The following is a 20,992-nucleotide window of genomic DNA, read 5'->3' on the forward strand; positions in this document are numbered from 1 at the left end:
TTATGAGCCGTCAGGCGGAGGTCGTCCGTAACACCAAGGAGACGCAGATCCGCGTGCGCGTGGATCTCGACGGGACCGGCGCGTCCACGATCTCGACGGGAATCGGCTTCTACGACCACATGCTCGAGAGCTTCGCCCGGCACGGCGGCATCGATGTCGACATCGAGACCAAGGGCGACCTGCACATCGACATGCACCACACGGTGGAGGACACCGGGATCGTGCTGGGGCAGGCGATCGCCAAGGCGCTCGACGGCTTCAAGGGCATCCGCCGCTTCGGCCACGCCTACATCCCTATGGACGAGACCCTGACGCGCTGCGCGCTGGACCTGTCCAACCGGCCCTACCTGATCTGGCGGGTGAACTATGCGCGCCCGAAGGTCGGCGAGATGGACACCGAGCTCTTCAAGGAGTTCCACCACGCCTTCGCCATGAACCTTGGCGCTTGCGTGCACCTGGAGACGCTCTACGGCGAGAACTCGCACCACATCGCCGAAAGCGGCTTCAAGGCGCTCGCCCGGGCGCTGCGCCAGGCGGTCGAGCTTGACCCGAAGACGCTAGGCCAGGCGCCCTCGACCAAGGGCGTGCTCTAGGTCCGAAGATGCAGAACGTCGCCCTGATCAATTACGGGTCGGGCAACCTTCGCTCCGCCGAAAAGGCGCTGGTGAAGGCGGCCGACGGACGCGCGCGCATCGTCGTCACCGACGATCCCGCGGTGGTGGCCGCCGCCGACCGGGTGGTGCTGCCCGGCGTCGGCGCGTTCGCCGCCTGCATGGCGGCGCTCAAGGCGCGCCCGGGCCTGATCGAAGGCATGACCGAGGCGGTGCGTGGCAAGGGCGCGCCGTTCCTCGGCGTCTGCGTCGGCATGCAGCTGCTCGCCTCGCGCGGCCTGGAGTTCGGCGAGACCGCCGGCCTCGGCTGGATCGAGGGCGAGGTGCGCAAGCTCGAGCCCAAGGACGCCTCGGCCAAGGTCCCGCACATGGGCTGGAACGCGCTGACCGACGTCTCCGACTTGGCCGTTCTGGCCGATCTGGCCAACGGCCGGGCGGTCTATTTCACCCACTCCTTCGCAATCCACCCGAAGGACGAACGAGACGTGGCGGCTTGGGTCGACCACGGCGGCCGCTTCCCTGCGGCCGTAGCGCGCGGCAACGTCGCCGGCGTTCAATTTCACCCCGAGAAGTCGCAAGACGCCGGGCTTTCCCTGTTGGCGCGCTTCCTGGAGTGGCGACCGTGATTCTTTACCCCGCCATCGACCTCAAGAACGGCCAGTGCGTGCGCGTGATCCGCGGCGATCTGGAGCAGGCGACCGTGTTCAACTCCGACCCGGGCGCGCAGGCGCGCCAATGGGCCGACGCCGGGTTCCACTGGATCCACGTCGTCGACCTGAACGGCGCGGTCGAGGGCAAGGCGGCCAATGCGCCGGCGGTCGAGGCGATCCTCGGCGCGGTCTCCGTGCCGGTGCAGCTCGGCGGCGGCATCCGCAGCCTGCCGGACATCGAGCGCTGGATCGAAGCCGGCGTCAGCCGGGTGATCCTCGGCACCGTCGCGGTGCGTGAGCCGGAGATCGTGCGCGAGGCCGCGCGGCTGTGGCCGGAGCAGATCGCCGTCAGCGTCGACGTGCGCGCCGGCAAGGTCGCGGTGCAGGGCTGGACCGAGGATTCCGACCTCGACGCCATCACCGTCGCCAAGCGCTTCGAGGACGTCGGTGTCGGCGCCTTGATCATCACAGACATCGACCGCGACGGCACCACCATGGGCTTCAACGTCGATGCGTTCGGCGCGATCGCCGACGTCGTGGCGATCCCGGTGATCGCCGCCGGGGGCCTGGCCAATGTGCAGGACATCATCAATCTGAAGGCGCGCAAGGGCACGCCGATCGCCGGCGCGGTGCTCGGCCGCGCGCTCTACAACGGCGACATCGTCCCGGCCGAAGCGCTGGAGGTCGCCGCCTGATGCTCAAGGTCCGGGTTATTCCCTGCCTGGACGTGAAGGACGGGCGCGTCGTCAAAGGCGTGCAGTTCGTCTCGCTGCGCGACGCCGGCGATCCGGTCGAGCAGGCCCGCGCCTATGACGCCGCCGGCGCCGACGAGCTGATGTTCCTCGACATCACCGCCAGCCACGAGAACCGCGGCACCATCCTCGACGTGGTCGCCCGCACCGCCGAGGTCTGCTTCATGCCGCTGTCGGTCGGCGGCGGCATCCGCGCGGTCGAGGACGCCCGCCGGCTGCTGCTGGCCGGGGCCGACAAGATCTCGATCAACACCGCCGCGGTTGAGAACCGCGACCTGATCAGCGCCTGCGCCGACGCCTTCGGCAGCCAGGCGACGGTGGTGGCGATCGACGCCAAGCGCACTGAAGACGGCGGCTGGCGGGTGTTCACCTACGGCGGCCGCAAGGACACCGGGCTCAACGTCGTCGACTACGCCGCCGAGGTGGTGGCCCGCGGCGCCGGCGAGATCCTGCTGACCTCGATGGACCGCGACGGGGCCAAGATCGGCTACGACCTGGAACTGCTGAAGGCGGTGACCTCGGCGGTCGGCGTGCCAGTGATCGCCTCTGGCGGCGCCGGCAACGCCCAGCACTTGGTCGACGCGGTGGTGCAGGGCGGGGCCGACGCGGTGCTCGCCGCCTCGATCTTCCACTTCGGCGAGGTGTCGATCGGCGAGGTGAAGAGCAAGATGGCCGCCGCCGGCATTCCGGTGCGGCTGACGGAACGCGCCACATGAGCCGGTTCACCGAGGTCTTCGAACGGCTCGCCGTGACCGTCGAGGCGCGCAAGGGCGCGTCCGCGTCCGCCTCCTACACCGCCCAGCTGCTCGCCGATCCGGCCCGCGCCGCCAAGAAGCTCGGCGAGGAGGCGGTGGAGACGGTGATCGCCGCCGCCCAGGGCGACAAGGCCGGCGTCGCCGCCGAGAGCGCCGACCTGATCTACCATTGGCTGGTGGTGCTGGCCGCCGCCGGCGTCTCGCTCGACGAGGTGGCGGCGAAGCTCGAAGCCCGCGAAGGCACGTCCGGGCTCGCCGAGAAGGCCGGGCGCAAGGGCTGAGGAGCCGCGCCTGCGGCTAGAACCGCAGCCACACCGAGCCGAACGCCGCCAGGCCGATCGCCATGACCACGAAGGCGACCATGTAGCTGGAGGTGTGCAGCGACCGGTCGTCGGCCGAGGCGATGGCGGCGAAGTCGCCGCTCCGCATGTATTTGGTCGCCTGGCGGTACTGCCAGGTGAACATCGCCAGCGAGATGACGCCGGCGGCGATCAGGGTCAGGCCGAGGTCGCGCGGCGCGTCCGGGCCGAGGTGACGCATGTCGCCCGGCAGATGACCGACCAGCTTCTGGAAGAACTGCGCGACGGTGAAGCCGAAGCCGATCAACGACACGGCGGTGCGCACCGCCGCCAGCAGGGTGCGCTGCAGCGCCATCAGGGTGCGCATCCAGGCGAAGTGGTTGCTGGCGGACGGCTGAGCGTCGAAGTGCGGGGCGTCTGACACGCTCACGGGCGATCTCCGCGGTCGCCGAGCAAGACCGGCGAGGCCTGGGTCGACAGCTTAGGCGCGACGGGCGGCGCGTGGGGATCAGGGCAAACCCGCACCCCGGCCCCTTTGCGGCTTGGCGGCCTCTCGCCGCGGCGGCCACCTTGGCCGCAACCGCTCAGCGGGCGATCGTCGCCGGCACCGCGGCCCGCCATCTGTCGAAGACGGCCGGCGACTGGGTCGCCAGCGATTTCCGCAGCTCCTCCATCGCCCGCTGGCTTTCGGAAATGCCGCCGACCGCCGGGCGGTTGATGTCCATGATCAGGATCAGCGAAAGGGTCAGCAGCGCCAGCAGGAAGCCGGCGGCGAGCCGGCCTCGCATGCCCTTCAGCACGTAGCCGAGCACCCCGGCGGTGGTGACCAGGTAGACGAACAGCACGACGAACACCTCCGTCGGCACCCGCGCGGCGCGCGCTGTCCGGCGCGACGCGTCCAGGTCGATGACCAGGTTGACGGAGTCGAGATAGGCGCTGGAGAAATCCAGCCCCTTGATGCTGTCGAACGCCGCGCTGGTCCCCGCCCAGATGTCCGTGATCAACGCGTCGTTCACCGCCAGCAACTGCTGCTGCGCCGTGCTGGCGGGCCTGGCCTTGGCCAGCGCGATGCGGTTGTCGGTGTAGCGCACCAGCAGATCGCTCATCCGTGCGCGATGCGGTTCGGCGAGCAGCTGGGATCGCAGATAGGCGGTGCCGATGGCGTTGGCCTCCTCGAGGACCAGCAGCCGCCTAGCGTCGAAACGATCGACCGCCAATGAGAAGGTGAAGCCGAGCAGCAGCGCCAGCAGCCCCAGGACGGCGGAGACGATGTAGCCTTCCTGGCCGCTCTCGCCGTCCTGGACCGCGGCGTTCCGGCGAGAGCGCTGCAGCAGCAAGCCGATCGCCGCCGCCGCGCACATCGCGCCGAACAGGATCGCGGCGAGCACCGGCAGGTCGGTGCGGTTCAGCCAGCTGTCGAGATGGCGCCAGTCCATGTGCGTTTCCCATGCGGCCCGAGCGACGCGCCCGCTGCGTCGCCATCGACTGGCACGCTCACGCTCTGGACAGGCCCCGGCTATCCGGGGAAACCCTGAGTGGCGCCCTCGGCGCCGTGGCGAACCCTTAGGGAGGGGCCAGGACGCGCCGTCTGGCCCGCTGGGTTTTTGGTCGCGGCGCCTCCGCGCCATGAAACTGCGAGTCAATCGCATGACTCTTGCGAACAGGAATGCTTCGCAATAAGAGTTCTTCAAGCCGACCGACCGGGTCGATCTGACGCTCGGCGCCCGCTACGAGGAGGAGGAGCGCGACCGCGACGGCGCCGCCCTCTCCGGCATGATCGGCATCGACTTCCACGAGACCTTCACGGCCTTCCTGCCGCGCGCGACCGTGACCTGGCGGGCCACCGACGACCTGACGGTCGGGGCGACCGCCGGACGCGGCTACAACGCCGGCGGCATCCAGGTCGCCTTCGAGCCGCCGTTCCCGACCTCGATCTACAAGAGCGAGTTCGTCTGGAACTACGAGCTGTTCGCCCGCGGCCAGCTGTTCGACCCGCGGCTGACCGTCAGCGCGAACGTCTTCTACAACGACTACACGGACTTGCAGCTTCCGTTCGACGTCAATCCGGATCCGGCGGTGTTCTCGCTGGTGATCGGCAACGCCGAGCGGGCGAACACCTACGGGGCCGAGATCGAGGCCCGCTTCCGGGTTGTCGACAACCTCGACGCCTTCGTCCAGGCGGGGCTGTTGAAGACCAAGGTCAACGAGTACGCCGACCCGAGCGTGCAGGGGAACGACCTGCTGCATGCGCCGGCCTTCACCCTCTCCATGGGCCTGACCTATGCACCGCCGGAGGGCTTCGGCGCGTCGTTCGACGTCGTTCGACTCCGACGCCTACTACTCCGACGCCTTCAACGACCCGCGCGGCAAGGTGACGCCCTACGCCATCGCCAACGCCCAGGTCAGCTATCGCGCCGGCCCGGCCCGGCTGTTCGCCGCGGTGACCAACATCTTCGACACCATCGCCGCCACCGACGTCTCGCCGGGCGAAACCCGAGCCGACGATTCCGCCTCGATCACCGCCCCGCGGCGGCTGAGCGCGGGCCTCGAGTTCAGCTTTTAGGGGAGCGCGGCTTAGGCGAATTGCTTCCGGGCGTACCGGCGAGGCCGGTATCCAGCTTCAGCCAGAGCGCTTGGTGGGTTTCGTCTAGCCCCGGCCTTCGCCGGGTGAGCGGTGCGTCGCGATGGACGGCGCCCGCTATTCCTCTTCCTGGAAGCGGTCGGCGACCAGGTCGGCGAGCGCCGAGATCGCCTTTTCGGCCTCCGGGCCTTCGGCCTCGATGTCGATCGTGCAGCCCGGGCCGGCGGCCAGCATCATCAGGCCCATGATCGAGCGGGCGTCGACCACCGTGCCGTCGCGGCTGACCCGCACTTCGGCGTCGAACTCGGTGGCCAGCTTGACGAATTTCGCCGAGGCGCGGGCGTGAAGTCCGCGCTTGTTGATGATCTCGACGGTGCGGACGACGACCGCTTCGCTCACTTCTCGCCCGCCAGCACGTAGGAGGCCACCGAGATGTACTTGCGGCCGGCCTCCTGGGCGCAGGCCACAGCCTCCTCGAGGCTCTGACGGGTGCGGACACTGGCCAGCTTGATCAGCATCGGCAGATTGAGCCCGGCGATCACCTCGGCCTTCGTCTGCTCCATCACCGAGATGGCCAGGTTCGAGGGCGTGCCGCCGAACATGTCGGTGAGCAGGATCACCCCGCCGCCGGAATCAACCCGGTTGCAGGCGTTGAGAATGTCCTTGCGGCGCTTCTCCATGTCGTCTTCCGGTCCGATGCAAATCGCCTCGACCGCGGACTGGGGACCGACCACATGCTCCATCGCGAGAACGAATTCCTCGGCGAGCCGACCGTGGGTCACGATCACAAGCCCGATCATGCCTGTTCTCTCAAGGACGTCCCCGACCGTCGCACGCAAAAAGCGCTGCGCGAGCCGAGCTACATACGCCTCTGGTTGGCGACGTAAAGAGTGCTCAGCGCGCGACCCAGTTTCGCAGGCGCCGAAGCTTCGCGGTAGGGCAGAGTGAGCCGGGGAAGTCGAATCCCCAACAATTCGGCCCATTCCGGGTCCGGCAGACGCTCCGGCGCGCCCGGCGCGAGCACCAGGCCGATCTCGCAGAACGGCAGCGCCGGCTCGCCGACCACGTCGAAGCCGCGCACCTCCATCAGCCCGGCGAGCGTCGCCGGCGCGCGGCCGAACAGCCGGCCCTCGCAGGCCCACACCACCACCCGATCGTCGGCGATCAGCCGGAAGCCGTGGTCGAGCGCGCGCAGCGCCAAGTCGCTCTTGCCGGCGCCCGAGGGGCCCTCGATCAGCGCGCCGCGCCAGCGGCCGCCCAGGCGCTGCGCGACCAGGCCGGCGTGGGCGATCACAGTTTGGCCTCGGGCAGGGTGAGCAGGAACATCGCGCCGACCACCTCGCCGTCGTCGGTGACGCGGTTCTTCGCCACCAGCGTGCCGCCGTGGGCCTCGGCGATCTGCCGGGCGATCGACAGGCCAAGCCCGGAGTTGCCGCCGAACGCCTTGCCCTTCGGGCGCGAGGTGTAGAAGCGCTGGAAGATGGTCTCCAGGTTCTCCGGCGGGATGCCCGGGCCGTGGTCGGACACCATCACCACGATCTTGTCCCGCACCTTCGCCAGCGCCACCAGCACCTCGGCGTCCGGCGGGCTGAACGAGCGGGCGTTGTCGATCAGGTTGCGGAAGATCTGGCCGAGCGGGACCTCGCGCCCGCGCACCGTCACCGTCACCGGCGGCGCCGGGCGCTGGAAGCGGACCGTCGGCTCGCCTGGCCGGCTGCGCGCCTCGTAGGTGCTGACGATGTCGCCGATCAGCCGGGTGACGTCGATGCGTTTCGGCTGGTCGCGCGACAGCTCGGCGTCGAGCCGCGAGGCGTTGGAGATGTCGGTGACCAGCCGGTCCAGCCGCTGCACGTCGTTCTGCAGGATGCCCAGCAGCCGCGCCCGCGCCGCCGGATCGGTGACCAGGTCGAGGGTCTCGATCGCCGAGCGCAGCGAGGTCAGCGGATTGCGGATCTCGTGCGCCACGTCGGCGGCGAAGCTCTCGATGGCGTCCATCCGCTCGGACAGCGAATGGGTCATCGCCTCCAGCGAGCGGGTCAGGTCGCCGAGCTCGTCGTCGCGATCGGCCAGGTCCGGCAGCGAGATCGCCCGCGCGCCGGCCAGCCGCACCCGGTCGGCGGCCCGCGCCAGCCGCAGCACCGGCTGGGCGATCAGGCTGTTCAGCAGCAGCGACGAGACCAGCATCACCGAGATGGCGATCAGGATGAACGGGATCAGCGCCGCGCGTTCGCGGGCGATGATCTCGTCGACGTCGCTGGCCTCGAGGGTCAGCACGCCGAGCACTGCCCGGACGTGCTGGATCGGCATCGACACCGAGACCACCCGCTGGCCGGTCTCGCCGGTGCGCAGCTGGGCGACATGCTTGCCGCGCAGGGCGGCGGCGACCTCGCCCTGCAGCGCCTCGCGTCCCTCCGGGGTGGCGGGCTTCTCCTTCTGGGTCCCGCGGAAGTCGAGCGCGAAGGTGTCCGGCGCGTTGCGCGCCCGCGCCGGCGGCAGCTGGCGCCATTCCACCCGGTCGGCCACCCAGTCGGAGTCGGCGATCAGCTTGCCGTTGGCGTCGAACAGCCGCGCCCGCTGCGCCTTCGGGTTGGCGATCATCTGCAGCACGCGGCTGGCGTACTCGGCGTCCAGCGCCGGTGTCGGCTCGCCGACGGTCGCGGCCTGGTCGATGACCGTGGCCATCAGCTCGCCCTGGGTGGTCAGGCTGTCGATGCGCGCATTGACCAGCCCGCGCCGGAGCTCGTTGAGCACCAGCGCCCCGGCGATCAGGATCGCCAGGCCGAGCAGGTTGAGCGCGAGGATCAGCCGGCCGAGGCGGGAAACTGGCAGCCAGCGGGAACGGTAGGATCGCCGCTTTCGCTCAGGTTTCGCGGTATCGGTAGCCGACGCCATAGAGGGTTTCGATCGCGTCAAACTCCGGGTCCACGTCACGGAACTTCTTGCGCATGCGCTTGATATGGCTGTCGATCGTCCGGTCGTCGACGTAGACCTGATCGTCGTAGGCCGCGTCCATCAGATTGTCGCGGCTTTTCACGAAGCCGGGGCGCTGAGCGAGCGACTGCAGCAGCAGGAACTCGGTGACGGTCAGCTTGACCGGCTTGCCGTCCCACAGGCAGTCGTGGCGGGCCGGATCGAGCGTCAGCTTGCCGCGCTTGATCGCCCGCGCGCCCTCGGCGGCGGCCGCCGCGGCGGCCGCGGACGACGGCTCCTCGGTCTCGATGCCGGCGCGGCGCAACACCGCCTTCACCCGCTCGATCAGCAGGCGCTGGCTGAAGGGTTTGTGGATGTAGTCGTCGGCTCCCAGGTTGAAGCCGAGGATCTCGTCGATCTCCTCGTCCTTGGAGGTGAGGATGATCACGGGGATGTCGGACGTCCGGCGCAACCGGCGCAGCACCTCCATGCCGTCCATCCGCGGCATCTTCACATCGAGGATCGCGAGGTCGGGCGGCTCGGTCTCCAGCGCGGCGAGGCCTGCAGCGCCGTCGTAGTACGCCTTGACCGTGTGGCCGTGGCTCTCGAGCGCCAGGCTGACCGAGGCGACGATGTTCTCATCGTCATCCACCAGGGTGATCTTGGCCATCTTGAGTTCGCTGTCTCCTACGTCGCGTTTGTTAAGCTAGTCGGCGCGCGGTGTGGCCTCAATGGGGCGCCACCCTACAGGCTCAACTCCGCCTTAAGGCTAATGGCGCCAAGTTCCCGGGGCGGGGGACGTAAATGGTTGGCGCGCGGGTACATTACGAGGTCTTCGGACGCAAGAAGCCCGGCGCTGGCTGGGTCCTCGAAATGGCGACCGAAGACCGTGCGGCGGCCGTCCGGACGGCCGAAGGTCTGATCGCCAACGACGGTTTCGCCGCGGCCAAGGTCACCAAGGAGACCCTGGACGAGGAGACCCGCGAGTTCGCCACGGTCTCGATCCTCAATCTCGGCGCGCCCGAGCTTGGCCGCAAGAAGGAGGCCAAGAAGGAGTTCGAGCCGCTCTGCGTCCAGCCGCAGGACCTCTACACCCTGCACGCCCGCGAGCGCATCGGCCGGCTGCTCGAGGAGTGGCTGGAGCGCCATCGGGCGACCCCCTTCGAGCTGTTGCACCGGCCGGACCTGGCAGAGGAGCTGGAGGCCTCCAGCGGCGACCTGCAGCACGCCGTGCAGAAGATTTCGGTGCCGGAAGCGACCGAACGCGGATTTTCGGTCCACGAGCTGATGCGCACCTACTTCGGGCTGATCGAACGCACGCTCGAGCGGCTGATGCGCGACGGCCGCAAGGGCGCGCTGCCGGACCTCTCGCGGGAGAGCTTCGCCTCGGCCGCCCGCCGGACCGTGACCGAGCCGGACCCGAGCTACTACCTGGGCGCGGGCGTCGCCGGCGCCATCGCCTCGGCCGAGTCCTGGAGCGAGAAGGTCACCCGCCTGCTCGACCTCGCCGACGAGGCCCCGGCCACCGGGCCGGCGCGCACCCTGGCGATGACTGTGCTCGAGCAGCCGCTGGCCGAAATCCTCGGGGTGAAGCCCGGCCTGGAGGACCTGATCGGCTCCGGGCTCGACATGGGCGGCCAGCTCGCCGCGCTGACCCGGCTGACCGCTTGCGAGGCGGTCGACATGCTGGTGCGGCACGACGCCAAGCTGGCCAAGGTGATGCCGCCGCTGGGGCCCGCGGCCGAGCGGCTGGGCCGCTGGCTGGCCGCCGAGGCGTTCGAGGAGGTCCGCACCGGCCTCGGCAAGCGGATCCTGCGCGAGCTGAACGGGCCGCGCCGCCTGCGCCCCGACGACGCCATCGCCGAAATCGAACTGCTGCGCGCCCTGGCGATGTCGCTGACCGCCGCGGCCGGCCGGCTGCTGCCGCTGGAGGACGTGCAGGCCGCCTTCTCGGCGCGCTCCAAGATGCTGGTCACCGGCGACTTCGTCGACGCCTACCTGGGCCGCGGCCGCAACGCCTTCGAAGAGGCGCAGGCGCTGATCTGGCTGGCCGAGAACGTCATCGGCGCGGCCAACAAGCGGGTGGCCAGCCGCTGGATCGCCGGCGTGGTCGGCGCGCTGCGCTTCGAGACCGAGTTCCGCAACGCCGAGGAGACCGCGGCCGCGCGGCTGGGCAAGCTCGCCGCCCTGCAGCGCCAGGTCGGCCGCTGCGGCCTGGCGCCGGAGGATTCCGCGACCGTCCAGGGCCGTCTCGGCGAGCTGGGCGGGCTGATCGAGGGCGAGGCCAAGCTCGCCGCCTCGCTGGCCCGCGCCAAGGCGCCGCCGCTGCACAGGCTGACCGTGCTGTTGCGGCTCGCCGCCGGGGAGTCCGCCCCGCTCGGACCCGCCGCCGACCGCGCCCGGGCCGAGGCCTTGAAGCTTGTGCGCCTGCCGGAGACCCGCACGGCGCTCACCGAAGCCCCCGATCAGGTCGAGGCCGTCCGCACGCTTCTTCAGCAGGCCGGGCTGGCCGCTTAGTCACAGGCGCCGACAGATCGGGCGCCACAACAGCTTTCTCAACCTAGCGCCTTCAATTCGCCTGATCGTGCTGTCCCGGTTGCGTTGAACCCAAGCGCTATCTAAGGCGGCAGGGTACAGCTTACGCAGGGGATAAATGACTGTCGTCGACGACGATCAGCTGACTCCCTCGGTCCAGCCGAGCCTGATCGAGGAGCTGCGAGCGACGTTCGCCGCGCCGAAGACGCGACGCCGTCGCCGGCCCGTGGTGGTCGCGCCGCGCGCCGCCGAACGGTCGGCCGCCTCGCCGAAGGACGTGGACGCCAAGCCCGCCGCCTATCCGGCGCTGCGGTCGACGCCGGCGCGCGCAAGGCTGGCGATGCCGCAGCAGAATTTGGATCGTGATGCGAGTGATCGCGCCGACGCGCTGGCCGACGATCGCGGGACCGGGCGCAACCGGGCGATCCTGCTGCTCGGGGCCTTCGCCTTCGCGGTCGCCCAGGCGGTCGGCCTGGCGGCGGTGCTGGGCCGCGATGGGGCCTATTCGGGCTGGGAAGTCGCCGCGATCCTGCTCTCCAGCCTGCTGGGCGGCTGGCTGGCCTTCGGCTTCATCGGCGCCGTGGCGGGCTTCCTGACGGCGTTCTCCGCCGGCAAGCCGCGTCCGGCCGCGACCGGTCCGGGGCGCGCCGCCCGGACCGCCGTGCTGCTGCCGGTCTACAACGAGGATCCCGGCCTGGTGCTGGCGGCGATTCAGGCGATGGCCGAGGAGGTCCGCGACGTCGGCCTCGCGACGGCCTGCGACTTCTTCATCCTCAGCGACACCCGCGTCGAGGAGATCGCCAGGGCCGAGGCGACCGGGCTGCTGCGCCTGCGCGCCCGGCTGCGCGACGGGCCGCGGATCTATTATCGGCGCCGCGCGCGCAACACCGACCGCAAAGCCGGCAATATCGGCGAGTGGGTGGAGACCTACGGCGGCCGCTACGACTACATGCTGGTGCTTGACGCCGACAGCCTGATGAGCGGCGAGGCGATCGCCGAGCTGGTCACGCGTATGGACGAGGATCCGCGCCTGGGCCTGCTGCAGACCGTGCCCTCGATCGTCAACGCCGCCACGCCCTTCGCCCGGCTGCAGCAGTTCGCCAACCGGCTCTACGGCCCGGTGTTCGCCGCCGGCCAGGCCTGGTGGTCGGGGTCCGAGGGCAACTACTGGGGCCACAACGCGATCATCCGCGTCGCCGCCTTCGCCGGCTGCGCGCGGCTGCCGCACCTCACCGGACCGCGACCGTTCGGCGGTCATATCATGAGCCACGATTTCGTCGAGGCCGCGCTGTTGCGGCGCGGCGGCTGGTCGGTCCGTACGATCACCGGCCTGGTCGGCAGCTACGAGGAGAGCCCGCCGACCTTGCTCGACACCGCCGCCCGCGACCGCCGCTGGTGCCAGGGCAACCTGCAGCACATCCGCGTGCTGCCGGCGGCCGGGCTGCACTGGGTGAGCCGGCTGCACCTGCTGTGCGGCGTGCTGGCCTACGTCACGCCGCTGCTCTGGCTGTTGCTGCTGGTCAACGGGGCGATGGTCTGGCCGGCGCAGCACATCGCGCTGGGCTCGCCGGCCTATGGCTATGTCGTGGCCCTGTTCGCCGTCTCGCTCGGCCTGCTGGCCGTGCCGAAGGTCCTGGCGCTGGTCCTGGCGCTGCGCGATCGAGAGCTGCGCCGCGGCTTCGGCGGGGCTACGAAGCTGATCCTGGGCGTCGTCGTCGAGACGCTCGGCTCGATCCTGATGACCCCGGTGATGATGGTGATGCAGAGCGTCGCGGTGATCGAGGTGCTGCTCGGCCGCGACAGCGGCTGGTCGGCCCAGCACCGCCAGGGCGCCGAGCTCAGCCGCAAGGACGCCTGGCGCGCGCATGGCGTCCATGTCCTGCTGGGCGCGATCGGCGCGGTCGGGGCCTTCTTCCTCAGCAAGAACTTCCTGATCTGGACCAGCCCGGTGTTCTTGAGCCTGACGCTCTCGGCGCTGCTGTCGGTGCGCACCTCGCGGCCGGCGGCCGACGCCGCCGCGCGCGACCGGCTGTTCCAGATCCCCGAGGACCTCCAGCCGCCGCGCGTGCTGACGCGGGCCCGGGCCTTGCGCGCGGCCTACGCCGCCGAGGCCGAGACGCGGCGCCGGATCGAGGCGCTGCTGCGCCAGCCGGCCGCCGTCTACACCATCGTCGGCGGCGCGGCGCCGGCGGACCGCGAGGCCGCCGCCGACCGCCGCCGCGCGGCTTAGATGCTCCCCCTCAGGGGAGCTCCCGCGATGCGGGGGTCACGCCCGGGCGCTGTGGGCCTTAACGCCCCCCCTCAGTCGGCTTCGCCGACAGCTCCCCCGCTGCGCGGTGGAGCATCTTGCGCCCAGATCCTTCACCGCGAAGCGGGGGAGGTGGATCCCGCCGAAGGCGGGAGACGGAGGGGGCGTTTCGCCGTCACGCCGCCGACACGGTGTAGATCCAGGTCTCGCTGAGCGCCTGGTCGCCGCGCTTCAGATAGGCCCGCAGGTCGGTGTCGCCGGCCGCCACGTCCATGTCGAACATCAGCCGCCAGATCGGCTGGCCGACGACCGGATAGGCGACCGCCTCGACCGGCGCGCCACGGCTGGCGGTCACCACCGCCTGCACCTCGCCGCGTTGCGTCAGCTTGCCGAGCTCGCCGCCGGAGAAATCGATGACGAACTTGCGCCGGCCGGCCGGCGCCGGATGCCCCGGCCGTCCGGCCTGGCCGAAGCGGGTCGCGGCCACCTTGGCCGCGCCGACCGGCGTCGGCTCCTGGTCGGTCCAGTGCAGCCGGTAATCGACGTCCAGCCGGCTGCCACGGCCGACCGCCTTGGCCGGGGTCCAGAAGGCGACGACGTTGTCGTCGGTCTCCCGCGTGGTCGGGATCTCGACCAGCTGCACCGAGCCGGCCCCCCAGTCGCCCAGCGGCTCGACCCAGGCGCTCGGCCGCTTCTCGTAGAAGACGCCGTCGTCCTGGTAGCTGGCGAAGCTGCGTTCGCGCTGCATCAGGCCGAAGCCGCGCGGCGCCTTGTCCTGGAAGCTGCTGGTCGTCACCCGCGCCGGATTGCGCAGCGGCCGCCACAGCCGCTCGCCCTTGCCGGTCCAGATCGCCAGGCCGTCGGAGTCGTGGATCTGCGGGCGCCAGTCGTCGCCCGGACTGCGCGCGCTCTGGCCGTACCAGTACATGCTGGTCAGCGGCGCGATCCCCAGCCGGCCGACGGCCTTGCGGAAGTTGAGCTGGGCGGTGATCCGCTGGACCAGGCCGCTCGCGCCGCGCTCATGAGTGATGCGGTAGGCGCCGGTGACGCTCGGCCCCTCCAGCAGCGCATAGACGATCAGGCCGGCGCGCGGCGGGTGCTCGATCCAGAAGCTGGTGAAGACCGGGAACTCTTCCGCGGTCGGCGCGGCGGTGTCGATCGCCAGGCCGCGCACCGACAGGCCGTACTGGTTGAACGGGTCGGCCGAGCGGAAGTAGCTGGCCCCGAGAAACGCCACCCAGTCGGTGGCGTCGTCCGGGTTCATCGCCCTAAAGCCGCCGAAGCCCGGATTGTCGCCCAGCCGTCGCAGCGGCGAATCCGCCGGCATGTCGAACAGCTCGGCGGCGTGGATCACCGGCCGCGCCTGGCCGCCGGCGACCACGTGGATCGTCACCGGCGTGCGCGCCGCGGCGCTGACCGGGAACAGGCGCACTCCGCGGTCCCCGCGCCACAGGGTGGCCTCAGGCTTGTAGGTGATCCGCCCGACGGCGTCGTAGTCGACGGCGCGGACCAGGTCGGCCGGCGGCCCGGCGGGCGGCCGATAGGGCTCGGCGGCGAGCGCGCGGGCCTGCGCCTTCAGCCGATCGAAGGAGAAGGGCGCGGGCGGCCCCAGCGGCGCCTCCGTCGGCCAGTTCGCAGCTTGGGCGCGCGCCAGGCCCGGCGGGGCGGCGGCGGCGAGCAGGGCCGACAGGGTCCAGCGGCGGTTTACATCCAAGGCTATCCTCCGAGCGGTGGACTAGAGTGGCGCCATCGCCTGCCCCTGCGTCGCTTTCAGGGCGAAGCTCGCAGGGCCGCGACGAGAGGCGTCGTGGAGGGGGCGCGGCCCCTCGCGTTAAACATGCTTTATCCGATGCTCTCCAGCCTGCCCTCATGACCGCGATTCGCCAGATTTCACCGCGCTGGACGCCGCCTGCAACCGCCGGCGCGCGCTTCGGTTTCGGCAAGTCCGAGCGCTGCATCGAAGCGCCCTGGGCCGAGGCCTGGCTGGACGGCCGCTCGGACATCCTCGACGTCGGCTTCGCGCTCTCGGATTTGGGATGGCTGCGGACCCTGCTCGGGGTCCGCGCGGCCGGCGCATCGTTGACCGCCGTCGACATCATCGCGCCGGAGCGGGTCGCCAACCGCTATCCCGACGACCTGCGCGCCGCGGCGCTGGCGGTCCCGGTGATCCATGGCGACGTGCGCACCGCGCCGGCGCCGGCGGCCGCCTTCGACGCGGTGACCTGCATCTCGACCATTGAGCACATCGGCTTCGACGCGGCGGGCTCCGCGACAGACTCGGCCTTCGCCCGCTGGCGCACCCTGGAGGAGACCCCGACCTCGCGCGATCCGCGGGTCACGCCGGACGCGCTGGCCGCTTTCGCCCGCGCGCTGAAGCCCGGCGGGATCGCCCTGATCAGCGTGCCGATGGGCAAGGGCGGGGCGGTGCCGGTGCACGACAGCCTCGGCTACTACACGCGCCAGCTGGAGTACGACGCGCAGAGCTGGCGCGACATCGCCGAGGCCCCGGGCTTCCGGCTGCTGGAACAGCGCTTCTTCACTTGGATCGACGAAGGCGAGGGCGCCTGGATCGAGGCCGCGGGGCCCGAGGCCCTGGCGCACCAGACCGCCTGGCTTACCCGTCACGCCACCGGCGTGGCGCTGGCCGCCCTGGAGCGCCTGTGATGAGCCCGCGTCCCTCGATCAGCGTCGTCGTCGCCGCCCGCAACGAGGCGCGCCGCCTGCCGGCCTGCCTGGAGACGATCGCCCGGCTCGGGGCCGACGAGATCATCGTCGTCGACGGCGGCTCCACCGACAACACCGTCGAGATCGCCGAGGCGGCCGGCGTGCGGGTGATCCGTTCCGGCGGCCGCGGGCTGGCCTTCGACCGGCAGCTCGGCGCCGACGCCGCCAAGGGCGAGCTGGTGGCGATGATCGACGCCGACCACCGGCCGGAGCCGGACCTGCTCGACCGGCTGTGGGACGATCTCGAGGCGATGGACTTCCTGATCGTCCAGGCCGGCGTCGATATCGCCCCGACCTCGTTCTGGACCCGGGCGGAGGGTCAGGCCATGGCCACCTTCCACCACCAGCCCGGCCCGCGGACCATGATCGGGGTGGCGCCCGCCCTCTACCGTCGCTCGGTGTTCGAGCTCGCCCGCTTCGATGTCGAGGATCCGGAGATCAGCGACGACGCCGACTTCTGCTACCGGCTGGCCCAGGTTCCGGGCGCCCGCTTCGGCATCGGCCATGCGAAGGTGATGCAGGAGCACCACCCGACCGTCGCCGACTATGTCGAGAAGTTCCGCTGGTATGGCCGGATGGACGCCGCCTTCTGCCGCAAGCATCCGGAGCGGGCGGCGCACATGTGGTTCCACCTCGCGATCCGCTATCCGATCCTGCGGCCGCTGAAGGCCCTGGCGACCGGCCGGCCGCTGGCCTGCGCCTGGTTCTGGCTGGCCGCTGCGGTGCGGCTCAGCGCCGCCCTGGGCTCGATGCGCGAGCACGCCCAGGCCGAGCTGCTCGGGACGCGCGCCGGCGTCACGGCATGAGTTCGCCGCGCCTGCTGGTGCTGGGCGACACCGGCCTCGCCGGCACGGCGCTCCTGCAGACCGCCCGGGCCCGCGGCCTGGCGGTGACCGGCGCCTCGCGCCATGGCGAGCGCGCGGTCGACCTCACCGACGCCGCATCGCTCAAGGCGCTGCTGGCCGCGGTCGCGCCGACGACGGTGATCAACGCCGCGGCGCTGGTCTCGGTGGCCGACTGCGAACGCGATCCGGGCCGGGCCTGGCTGGTCAACGCCCGCCCGGTTTCGCTGCTCGCCGAGGCCGCGCGCGAACAGGGTTTCCGCTTCGTCCAGGTCTCGACCGACCATTTCTATTCCGGCGACGGACGCCGGGCGCACGGCGAGGGCGAGCCGGTCGTGCTACTGAACGACTACGCCCGCTCCAAATACGCCGCCGAGGGTTTCGCCCTGACGGCGCCGGACGCGCTGGTGGTGCGGACCAACATCCTCGGGCTGAAATCGGCGACCGGCGGCTCGTTCGGCGAATGGGCGCTCGGCGTGATCGGCGGCGACACCGAGGCGACGCTGTTCGAGGACCAGTTCGTCTCGATCCTCGACATCTGGAGCTTCGCCGAGGGCCTGCTGGACCTGGCGGCGAGCCCGGCGCGGGGCGTGATCAACCTGGCCAGTTCGGAGGTCTATTCCAAGGCCGAGCTGGTCGAGGCGCTGGCCACGGCGCTCGGGCGCAAGCTGACCCGCGCCCGGCGGGGCTCGGTGGGCCAGCAGGCGGTGCGCCGCCCCGACAGCCTGGGCCTGAACGTATCGCGGGCCGAAGCGGTCCTCGGCCGCCGGCTGCCGGGCCTGCAGGCGGTCGCCGCACGGTTCGCCGGGCAGGCCATGCAACGAGCGAGGCCGTGATGGGCTGGGATTCCGAGGTCTGGATCGGCGCGCGGCGGACCGCCCTGGACGAGCCGGCCTACTTCATCGCCGACATCGCCGCGAACCATGACGGCGAGCTCGCGCGGGCGCGCGAGCTGATCTGGCGCGCCAAGGAGGCCGGCGCCGACTGCGCCAAGTTCCAGCATTTCCTGGCGGGCAAGATCGTCAGCGGGCCGGGCTTCGACGAGCTCGGCGCCCAGGTCGCCCACCAGTCCGGCTGGAAGAAGTCGGTGGTCGAGGTTTACGACCAGTATCACACCCGCCGCGACTGGACCGACGCCCTGGTCGAGACCTGCCGCGAGGCCGGCATCGACTACATGACCACCCCCTACGACGCCGAGGCGCTGGACAGCCAGCTGCCGCACGTGCCGGCGATCAAGATCGGCTCCGGCGACATCACCTTCGATCCGCTGGTCAGCCGCGCGGCGGCGTCCGGCAAGCCGTTGCTGCTGGCCACCGGGGCGGCGGACCTGGCCGACGTCGAGCACGCCGTCGGGCAGGTGCTGGCGCACACTCGCCAGCTGGTGCTGATGCAGTGCAACACCAACTACTCCGGCGCGGAGGAGAACTTCCGCTCGGTCAACCTGCGGGTCCTGCAGAGCTTCGCCCAGCGCTGGCCGGACATGGTCCTGGGTTTCTCCGACCACACGCCGGGACACGCGGCGGTGCTCGGCGCGGTGACGCTCGGGGCGCGGGTGATCGAGAAGCACTTCACCGACGACAACGCCCGCGAGGGCCCGGACCACGGCTTCGCCATGAACCCGCGCACCTGGCGCGAGATGGTCCAGGCCGTGCGCCAGCTGGAGGCGGCGCTGGGCGACGGGGTCAAGCGGGTCGAGGCCAACGAGGGCGAGACGGTGGTGGTGCAGCGCCGGGCCTTGCGGCTGCGCGCGCCGCTGCCGACGGGCCACCGGCTCGCGCCCGAGGACCTGGAGGCGCTGCGGCCGTGCCCGCCCGACGCGGTCGATCCGCGGCGGCTGGACGCGGTGGTCGGACGAACGCTCAAGGCCGCCAAGGCGGCGGGGGACGCGCTGCGTTGGACCGATCTCGCCTAGCCGTGGTGATCCCCTGTCACAACGAAGTCGCGACCATCGGCCAGGTCGCCACTGGCGCGAGCGCGTTCGGCCATGTGCTCGTGGTCGACGACCGCTCGACCGACGCCTCGTGCCAGGTCGCCGAGGCCGCCGGCGCGGAGGTGATCTGCGCCGAGGCGCCCGGCTATGACGGCGCCCTGAGCACCGGCCTCAAAGCCGCCCGGGCGCGCGGCTTCGCGTTCGTGGCGACCATCGACGCCGACGGCGAGCACGATCCGGCGGTGCTCGCCGCCGTCGCCGCGGCGTTCGACGCCGGCGCGCCGCTGGTCTGCGGCGTCCGCCCCGCGCCCCAGCGCGCGGCCGAGCATCTGATCGCGGTAGTGGGCCGCCTGCGCTACGGCATCCGCGACCCGCTATGCGGCATGAAGGGCTATTCCGCCGCGGTGCTCGACGCCTGGCTGGCCTCGGCCGCGCCGCTTGGCGTCAACATGGCCCCGGCGGTGATGTGGCGCAAAGCCGGCGGCGGCTTCGCCGAGGTCCATGTCAGCGGCGAACGGCGCGTGGGACGCCCGCGCTTCGGCCGGGCGCTGGCCGCCAACCTCGCCCTGCTGCGGGCCTTCCGCACGGTCGCCGCCCTGCCGCCGGCCGAGCCGGCCCGATGAGGATCCTGACCATCCTGCAGGCGCGGATGAGCTCCACCCGCCTGCCCGGCAAGGTGATGACGCCGTTGCTCGGCCAGCCGATGATGGCCCGCCAGATCGAGCGCCTGCGCCGCGCCCGGCGGATCGGCGAGCTGGTGGTGGCGACCAGCGTCGAGCCCGGCGACGCGGTGGTGGAGCAATGTGCGCTGGAGCTCGGCTGCCTGGCCTATCGCGGGCCGTTGGTCGACGTGCTCGGCCGCTACGCAGACGCACTGGAGCAGCACGGTCCGGCCGACCATGTGGTGCGGGTGACCGCGGACTGTCCGCTGGCCGACTGGCGGGTGATCGACCGGGTGATCGAGCATCACCTGGCCACCGGCGCCGACTACACCTCCAACACCGTCGAGCGGACCTATCCCAAGGGGCTCGACGTCGAAGTGGTCCGCGCGCCGCTGCTGCTGCAGGCCGCGCGCGAGGCCGAGGACCCTTACGAGCGCGAGCACGTCACGCCCTTCTTCTACTTCCGGCCCGAGCGGTTCCGGATCGAGCAGGTGACGCAAGGCCTCGACCAGAACCTCTGGCGCTGGACGGTCGACACGCCGGCCGACTTCGCCTTCACCCGATCGGTATACGAAGCGCTCTATCCGACGCGGCCGGACTTCCTGAGCGAGGACATCCAGGCCCTGCCCGGGGCGACCCGCACGGACCCGGACGATCCTGGCGTCCCCCCAGCCCCTTCGGAGAGCCCATGACGCTCGAGCAGTTCATCGCCCGGCGCGAGGCAGAGCGGGCCTGGGCCTTCGCCAACGGCTACAACAACGGCGATCCGGCGACCAACGGCGAGTACGCCTGTCTCGACGCCCTGCTGGCGGAGGCCGACGCCTTCGTCGACGTCGGCGCCAACGAGGGCCTGTTCCTCGCCCGGGCGGCGGCGCGGACGCCGGCGCCACGGATTCTCGCCTTCGAGCCCAATCCGGCGCATGCGGCCCTGATCACCGAGCAGCTGGCCGGCGCCGGCCGGCTGGAAGGGGTCGCGCTCGGGGACAAACCCGGCTCGGCCATCCTGCACGTCCACGCCACCCACCACGCCACCGCCAGCCTCACCGACCGGCCGCGCATGTCGCCGCGTTTCCGCGCGGAAATGAGCACCGTCGAGGTGCCGCTCCGCCGGCTCGATGATTATGCGGCGGACCTCGGCGACGCCCGCAAGCTGCTGATCAAGATCGACGCCGAGGGCTTCGAATTCCCGGTGATCCGCGGGGCCGAACGCCTGCTGGCGCAAACGCCGGCCTGCGCGGTGATGTTCGAGCATTCGTTCGCCTGGCTGGAGACCGGCGAGCCGCTGCTCGGCTGCTTCCAGGCGTTCGACGCGCTGGGGTTCGACTTCTTCCGCATCCTGCCGGTCGGCCTGGAGCACGTGCGCTTCTTCGCCAACGACATGGAGCGCGCCCAGTACTGCAACTACGTCGCCATCCGCGGCTTCGACCTGCTCGTCCAGCCGACCGTCCCGCTGCCGACCGTCTACGGCGAGACGACGCTTCGGCTGTTCTGAC

Annotated in this window: 23 protein-coding genes and 1 pseudogene; 16 read left to right on the forward strand and 8 right to left on the reverse strand. The window is 71.2% G+C overall.

What is annotated here, in order from left to right; translation table 11 throughout:
* Positions 1-2: 2 nt before the first annotated feature.
* Genes hisB through ACSQ14_RS01175 form a run of 5 tightly spaced genes read left to right on the forward strand, consistent with a single transcriptional unit; the run spans position 3 to position 3,049 of the window.
* On the forward strand, positions 3-593 hold the full coding sequence (gene hisB, locus ACSQ14_RS01155) for an imidazoleglycerol-phosphate dehydratase HisB (protein WP_436008892.1): 591 nt from the start codon (positions 3-5) through the stop codon (positions 591-593).
* An 8-nt stretch (positions 594-601) separates the two neighbouring features.
* The gene (gene hisH, locus ACSQ14_RS01160) at positions 602-1,237 is read left to right on the forward strand and encodes an imidazole glycerol phosphate synthase subunit HisH (RefSeq protein WP_436008894.1); all 636 of its coding nucleotides are present in this window, start codon (positions 602-604) and stop codon (positions 1,235-1,237) included.
* Positions 1,234-1,956, forward strand: coding sequence for a 1-(5-phosphoribosyl)-5-[(5-phosphoribosylamino)methylideneamino]imidazole-4-carboxamide isomerase (gene hisA, locus ACSQ14_RS01165; RefSeq protein ID WP_436008896.1), 723 nt, complete (start codon positions 1,234-1,236; stop codon positions 1,954-1,956). Before hisH ends, hisA begins: the two co-directional genes overlap by 4 nt.
* Complete coding sequence (gene hisF, locus ACSQ14_RS01170; RefSeq protein WP_436008898.1) at positions 1,956-2,729, forward strand: imidazole glycerol phosphate synthase subunit HisF; 774 nt, start codon at positions 1,956-1,958, stop codon at positions 2,727-2,729. The genes hisA and hisF overlap by 1 nt, the downstream gene beginning before the upstream one ends.
* Positions 2,726-3,049, forward strand: a complete 324-nt coding sequence (locus tag ACSQ14_RS01175; protein ID WP_436008900.1) for a phosphoribosyl-ATP diphosphatase — start codon at positions 2,726-2,728, stop codon at positions 3,047-3,049. Before hisF ends, ACSQ14_RS01175 begins: the two co-directional genes overlap by 4 nt.
* 16 nt (positions 3,050-3,065) lie before the next feature.
* Here the strand turns inward: ACSQ14_RS01175 and ACSQ14_RS01180 are convergent, their stop codons facing one another.
* Together ACSQ14_RS01180 and ACSQ14_RS01185 are read right to left on the reverse strand one after the other, a co-directional pair.
* Positions 3,066-3,497: a YidH family protein gene (locus ACSQ14_RS01180; RefSeq protein ID WP_436008902.1), complete on the reverse strand. Its 432-nt coding sequence runs from the start codon at positions 3,495-3,497 to the stop codon at positions 3,066-3,068.
* A 154-nt stretch (positions 3,498-3,651) separates the two neighbouring features.
* A complete protein-coding gene (locus ACSQ14_RS01185) occupies positions 3,652-4,503 on the reverse strand; it encodes a hypothetical protein (protein ID WP_436008904.1) in 852 nt (283 codons plus the stop codon).
* Between the two features lie 274 nt (positions 4,504-4,777).
* Here ACSQ14_RS01185 and ACSQ14_RS01190 point away from each other — a divergent pair.
* Together ACSQ14_RS01190 and ACSQ14_RS01195 are read left to right on the forward strand one after the other, a co-directional pair.
* A pseudogene (locus ACSQ14_RS01190) lies at positions 4,778-5,320 on the forward strand (TonB-dependent receptor domain-containing protein); the annotation flags it as partial.
* 28 nt (positions 5,321-5,348) lie between these two features.
* Positions 5,349-5,630, forward strand: a complete 282-nt coding sequence (locus ACSQ14_RS01195; protein WP_436008906.1) for a hypothetical protein — start codon at positions 5,349-5,351, stop codon at positions 5,628-5,630.
* A 135-nt stretch (positions 5,631-5,765) separates the two neighbouring features.
* Here ACSQ14_RS01195 and ACSQ14_RS01200 read toward each other — a convergent pair whose 3' ends face one another.
* The 5 genes from ACSQ14_RS01200 to ACSQ14_RS01220 are packed head-to-tail and all read right to left on the reverse strand — an operon-like array spanning position 5,766 to position 9,228.
* Positions 5,766-6,047 (reverse strand): HPr family phosphocarrier protein, encoded by a 282-nt coding sequence (locus tag ACSQ14_RS01200; protein WP_436008908.1) that lies wholly within the window; start codon positions 6,045-6,047, stop codon positions 5,766-5,768.
* Positions 6,044-6,448 carry a PTS sugar transporter subunit IIA gene (locus tag ACSQ14_RS01205; protein ID WP_436008910.1) on the reverse strand — a complete coding sequence of 135 codons (405 nt, stop codon included), beginning with the start codon at positions 6,446-6,448 and terminating at the stop codon, positions 6,044-6,046. The genes ACSQ14_RS01200 and ACSQ14_RS01205 overlap by 4 nt, the downstream gene beginning before the upstream one ends.
* Before the next feature lie 59 nt (positions 6,449-6,507).
* Complete coding sequence (locus ACSQ14_RS01210; protein ID WP_436008912.1) at positions 6,508-6,942, reverse strand: HPr kinase/phosphorylase; 435 nt, start codon at positions 6,940-6,942, stop codon at positions 6,508-6,510.
* Entirely contained in the window at positions 6,939-8,540 is a 1,602-nt protein-coding gene (locus ACSQ14_RS01215; RefSeq protein WP_436008914.1) for a stimulus-sensing domain-containing protein, read from the reverse strand. Before ACSQ14_RS01215 ends, ACSQ14_RS01210 begins: the two co-directional genes overlap by 4 nt.
* Positions 8,509-9,228 carry a response regulator transcription factor gene (locus ACSQ14_RS01220; RefSeq protein ID WP_436008916.1) on the reverse strand — a complete coding sequence of 240 codons (720 nt, stop codon included), beginning with the start codon at positions 9,226-9,228 and terminating at the stop codon, positions 8,509-8,511. Before ACSQ14_RS01220 ends, ACSQ14_RS01215 begins: the two co-directional genes overlap by 32 nt.
* Positions 9,229-9,431: 203 nt before the next feature.
* Between ACSQ14_RS01220 and ACSQ14_RS01225 the strand changes: the two genes are divergently transcribed.
* Positions 9,432-11,075, forward strand: a complete 1,644-nt coding sequence (locus ACSQ14_RS01225; RefSeq protein WP_436008918.1) for a hypothetical protein — start codon at positions 9,432-9,434, stop codon at positions 11,073-11,075.
* A 136-nt stretch (positions 11,076-11,211) separates the two neighbouring features.
* Positions 11,212-13,323 carry a glucans biosynthesis glucosyltransferase MdoH gene (gene mdoH, locus ACSQ14_RS01230; protein WP_436008920.1) on the forward strand — a complete coding sequence of 704 codons (2,112 nt, stop codon included), beginning with the start codon at positions 11,212-11,214 and terminating at the stop codon, positions 13,321-13,323.
* Positions 13,324-13,516: 193 nt separating this feature from the next.
* Here mdoH and ACSQ14_RS01235 read toward each other — a convergent pair whose 3' ends face one another.
* Positions 13,517-15,055 (reverse strand): glucan biosynthesis protein, encoded by a 1,539-nt coding sequence (locus ACSQ14_RS01235; RefSeq protein WP_436008922.1) that lies wholly within the window; start codon positions 15,053-15,055, stop codon positions 13,517-13,519.
* 155 nt (positions 15,056-15,210) lie between these two features.
* Here ACSQ14_RS01235 and ACSQ14_RS01240 point away from each other — a divergent pair, with 155 nt between their 5' ends.
* Genes ACSQ14_RS01240 through ACSQ14_RS01270 form a run of 7 tightly spaced genes read left to right on the forward strand, consistent with a single transcriptional unit; the run spans position 15,211 to position 20,991 of the window.
* Positions 15,211-16,005, forward strand: a complete 795-nt coding sequence (locus tag ACSQ14_RS01240) for a methyltransferase domain-containing protein (RefSeq protein WP_436008924.1) — start codon at positions 15,211-15,213, stop codon at positions 16,003-16,005.
* Positions 16,005-16,871, forward strand: coding sequence for a glycosyltransferase family 2 protein (locus tag ACSQ14_RS01245; RefSeq protein ID WP_436008926.1), 867 nt, complete (start codon positions 16,005-16,007; stop codon positions 16,869-16,871). Before ACSQ14_RS01240 ends, ACSQ14_RS01245 begins: the two co-directional genes overlap by 1 nt.
* Positions 16,868-17,743: an SDR family oxidoreductase gene (locus ACSQ14_RS01250; protein WP_436008928.1), complete on the forward strand. Its 876-nt coding sequence runs from the start codon at positions 16,868-16,870 to the stop codon at positions 17,741-17,743. Before ACSQ14_RS01245 ends, ACSQ14_RS01250 begins: the two co-directional genes overlap by 4 nt.
* A complete protein-coding gene (locus ACSQ14_RS01255; protein WP_436008930.1) occupies positions 17,743-18,819 on the forward strand; it encodes an N-acetylneuraminate synthase family protein in 1,077 nt (358 codons plus the stop codon). Before ACSQ14_RS01250 ends, ACSQ14_RS01255 begins: the two co-directional genes overlap by 1 nt.
* Complete coding sequence (locus ACSQ14_RS01260) at positions 18,801-19,460, forward strand: glycosyltransferase family 2 protein (protein ID WP_436008931.1); 660 nt, start codon at positions 18,801-18,803, stop codon at positions 19,458-19,460. The genes ACSQ14_RS01255 and ACSQ14_RS01260 overlap by 19 nt, the downstream gene beginning before the upstream one ends.
* Complete coding sequence (locus ACSQ14_RS01265; RefSeq protein WP_436008933.1) at positions 19,457-20,191, forward strand: cytidylyltransferase domain-containing protein; 735 nt, start codon at positions 19,457-19,459, stop codon at positions 20,189-20,191. Before ACSQ14_RS01260 ends, ACSQ14_RS01265 begins: the two co-directional genes overlap by 4 nt.
* Complete coding sequence (locus ACSQ14_RS01270; protein ID WP_436008935.1) at positions 20,188-20,991, forward strand: FkbM family methyltransferase; 804 nt, start codon at positions 20,188-20,190, stop codon at positions 20,989-20,991. Before ACSQ14_RS01265 ends, ACSQ14_RS01270 begins: the two co-directional genes overlap by 4 nt.
* Position 20,992 lies beyond the last annotated feature (1 nt).

It is taken from the genome of Phenylobacterium sp. LjRoot219 (genome assembly GCF_964252995.1).
GTDB lineage: Bacteria > Pseudomonadota > Alphaproteobacteria > Caulobacterales > Caulobacteraceae > Phenylobacterium.

Bases quoted from the DNA above. Each gene is read 5' to 3' on its own strand.
- hisB (WP_436008892.1), top strand. From the start codon at position 3: ATGAGCCGTCAGGCGGAGGTCGTCCGTAACACCAAGGAGACGCAGATC.
- hisH (WP_436008894.1), top strand. From the start codon at position 602: ATGCAGAACGTCGCCCTGATCAATTACGGGTCGGGCAACCTTCGCTCC.
- hisF (WP_436008898.1), top strand. From the start codon at position 1,956: ATGCTCAAGGTCCGGGTTATTCCCTGCCTGGACGTGAAGGACGGGCGC.
- ACSQ14_RS01175 (WP_436008900.1), top strand. From the start codon at position 2,726: ATGAGCCGGTTCACCGAGGTCTTCGAACGGCTCGCCGTGACCGTCGAG.
- ACSQ14_RS01185 (WP_436008904.1), bottom strand. From the start codon at position 4,503: ATGGACTGGCGCCATCTCGACAGCTGGCTGAACCGCACCGACCTGCCG.
- ACSQ14_RS01195 (WP_436008906.1), top strand. From the start codon at position 5,349: ATGCACCGCCGGAGGGCTTCGGCGCGTCGTTCGACGTCGTTCGACTCC.
- ACSQ14_RS01205 (WP_436008910.1), bottom strand. From the start codon at position 6,448: ATGATCGGGCTTGTGATCGTGACCCACGGTCGGCTCGCCGAGGAATTC.
- ACSQ14_RS01215 (WP_436008914.1), bottom strand. From the start codon at position 8,540: ATGGCGTCGGCTACCGATACCGCGAAACCTGAGCGAAAGCGGCGATCC.
- ACSQ14_RS01220 (WP_436008916.1), bottom strand. From the start codon at position 9,228: ATGGCCAAGATCACCCTGGTGGATGACGATGAGAACATCGTCGCCTCG.
- ACSQ14_RS01225 (WP_436008918.1), top strand. From the start codon at position 9,432: ATGGCGACCGAAGACCGTGCGGCGGCCGTCCGGACGGCCGAAGGTCTG.
- mdoH (WP_436008920.1), top strand. From the start codon at position 11,212: ATGACTGTCGTCGACGACGATCAGCTGACTCCCTCGGTCCAGCCGAGC.
- ACSQ14_RS01240 (WP_436008924.1), top strand. From the start codon at position 15,211: ATGACCGCGATTCGCCAGATTTCACCGCGCTGGACGCCGCCTGCAACC.
- ACSQ14_RS01245 (WP_436008926.1), top strand. From the start codon at position 16,005: ATGAGCCCGCGTCCCTCGATCAGCGTCGTCGTCGCCGCCCGCAACGAG.
- ACSQ14_RS01250 (WP_436008928.1), top strand. From the start codon at position 16,868: ATGAGTTCGCCGCGCCTGCTGGTGCTGGGCGACACCGGCCTCGCCGGC.
- ACSQ14_RS01255 (WP_436008930.1), top strand. From the start codon at position 17,743: ATGGGCTGGGATTCCGAGGTCTGGATCGGCGCGCGGCGGACCGCCCTG.
- ACSQ14_RS01265 (WP_436008933.1), top strand. From the start codon at position 19,457: ATGAGGATCCTGACCATCCTGCAGGCGCGGATGAGCTCCACCCGCCTG.
- ACSQ14_RS01270 (WP_436008935.1), top strand. From the start codon at position 20,188: ATGACGCTCGAGCAGTTCATCGCCCGGCGCGAGGCAGAGCGGGCCTGG.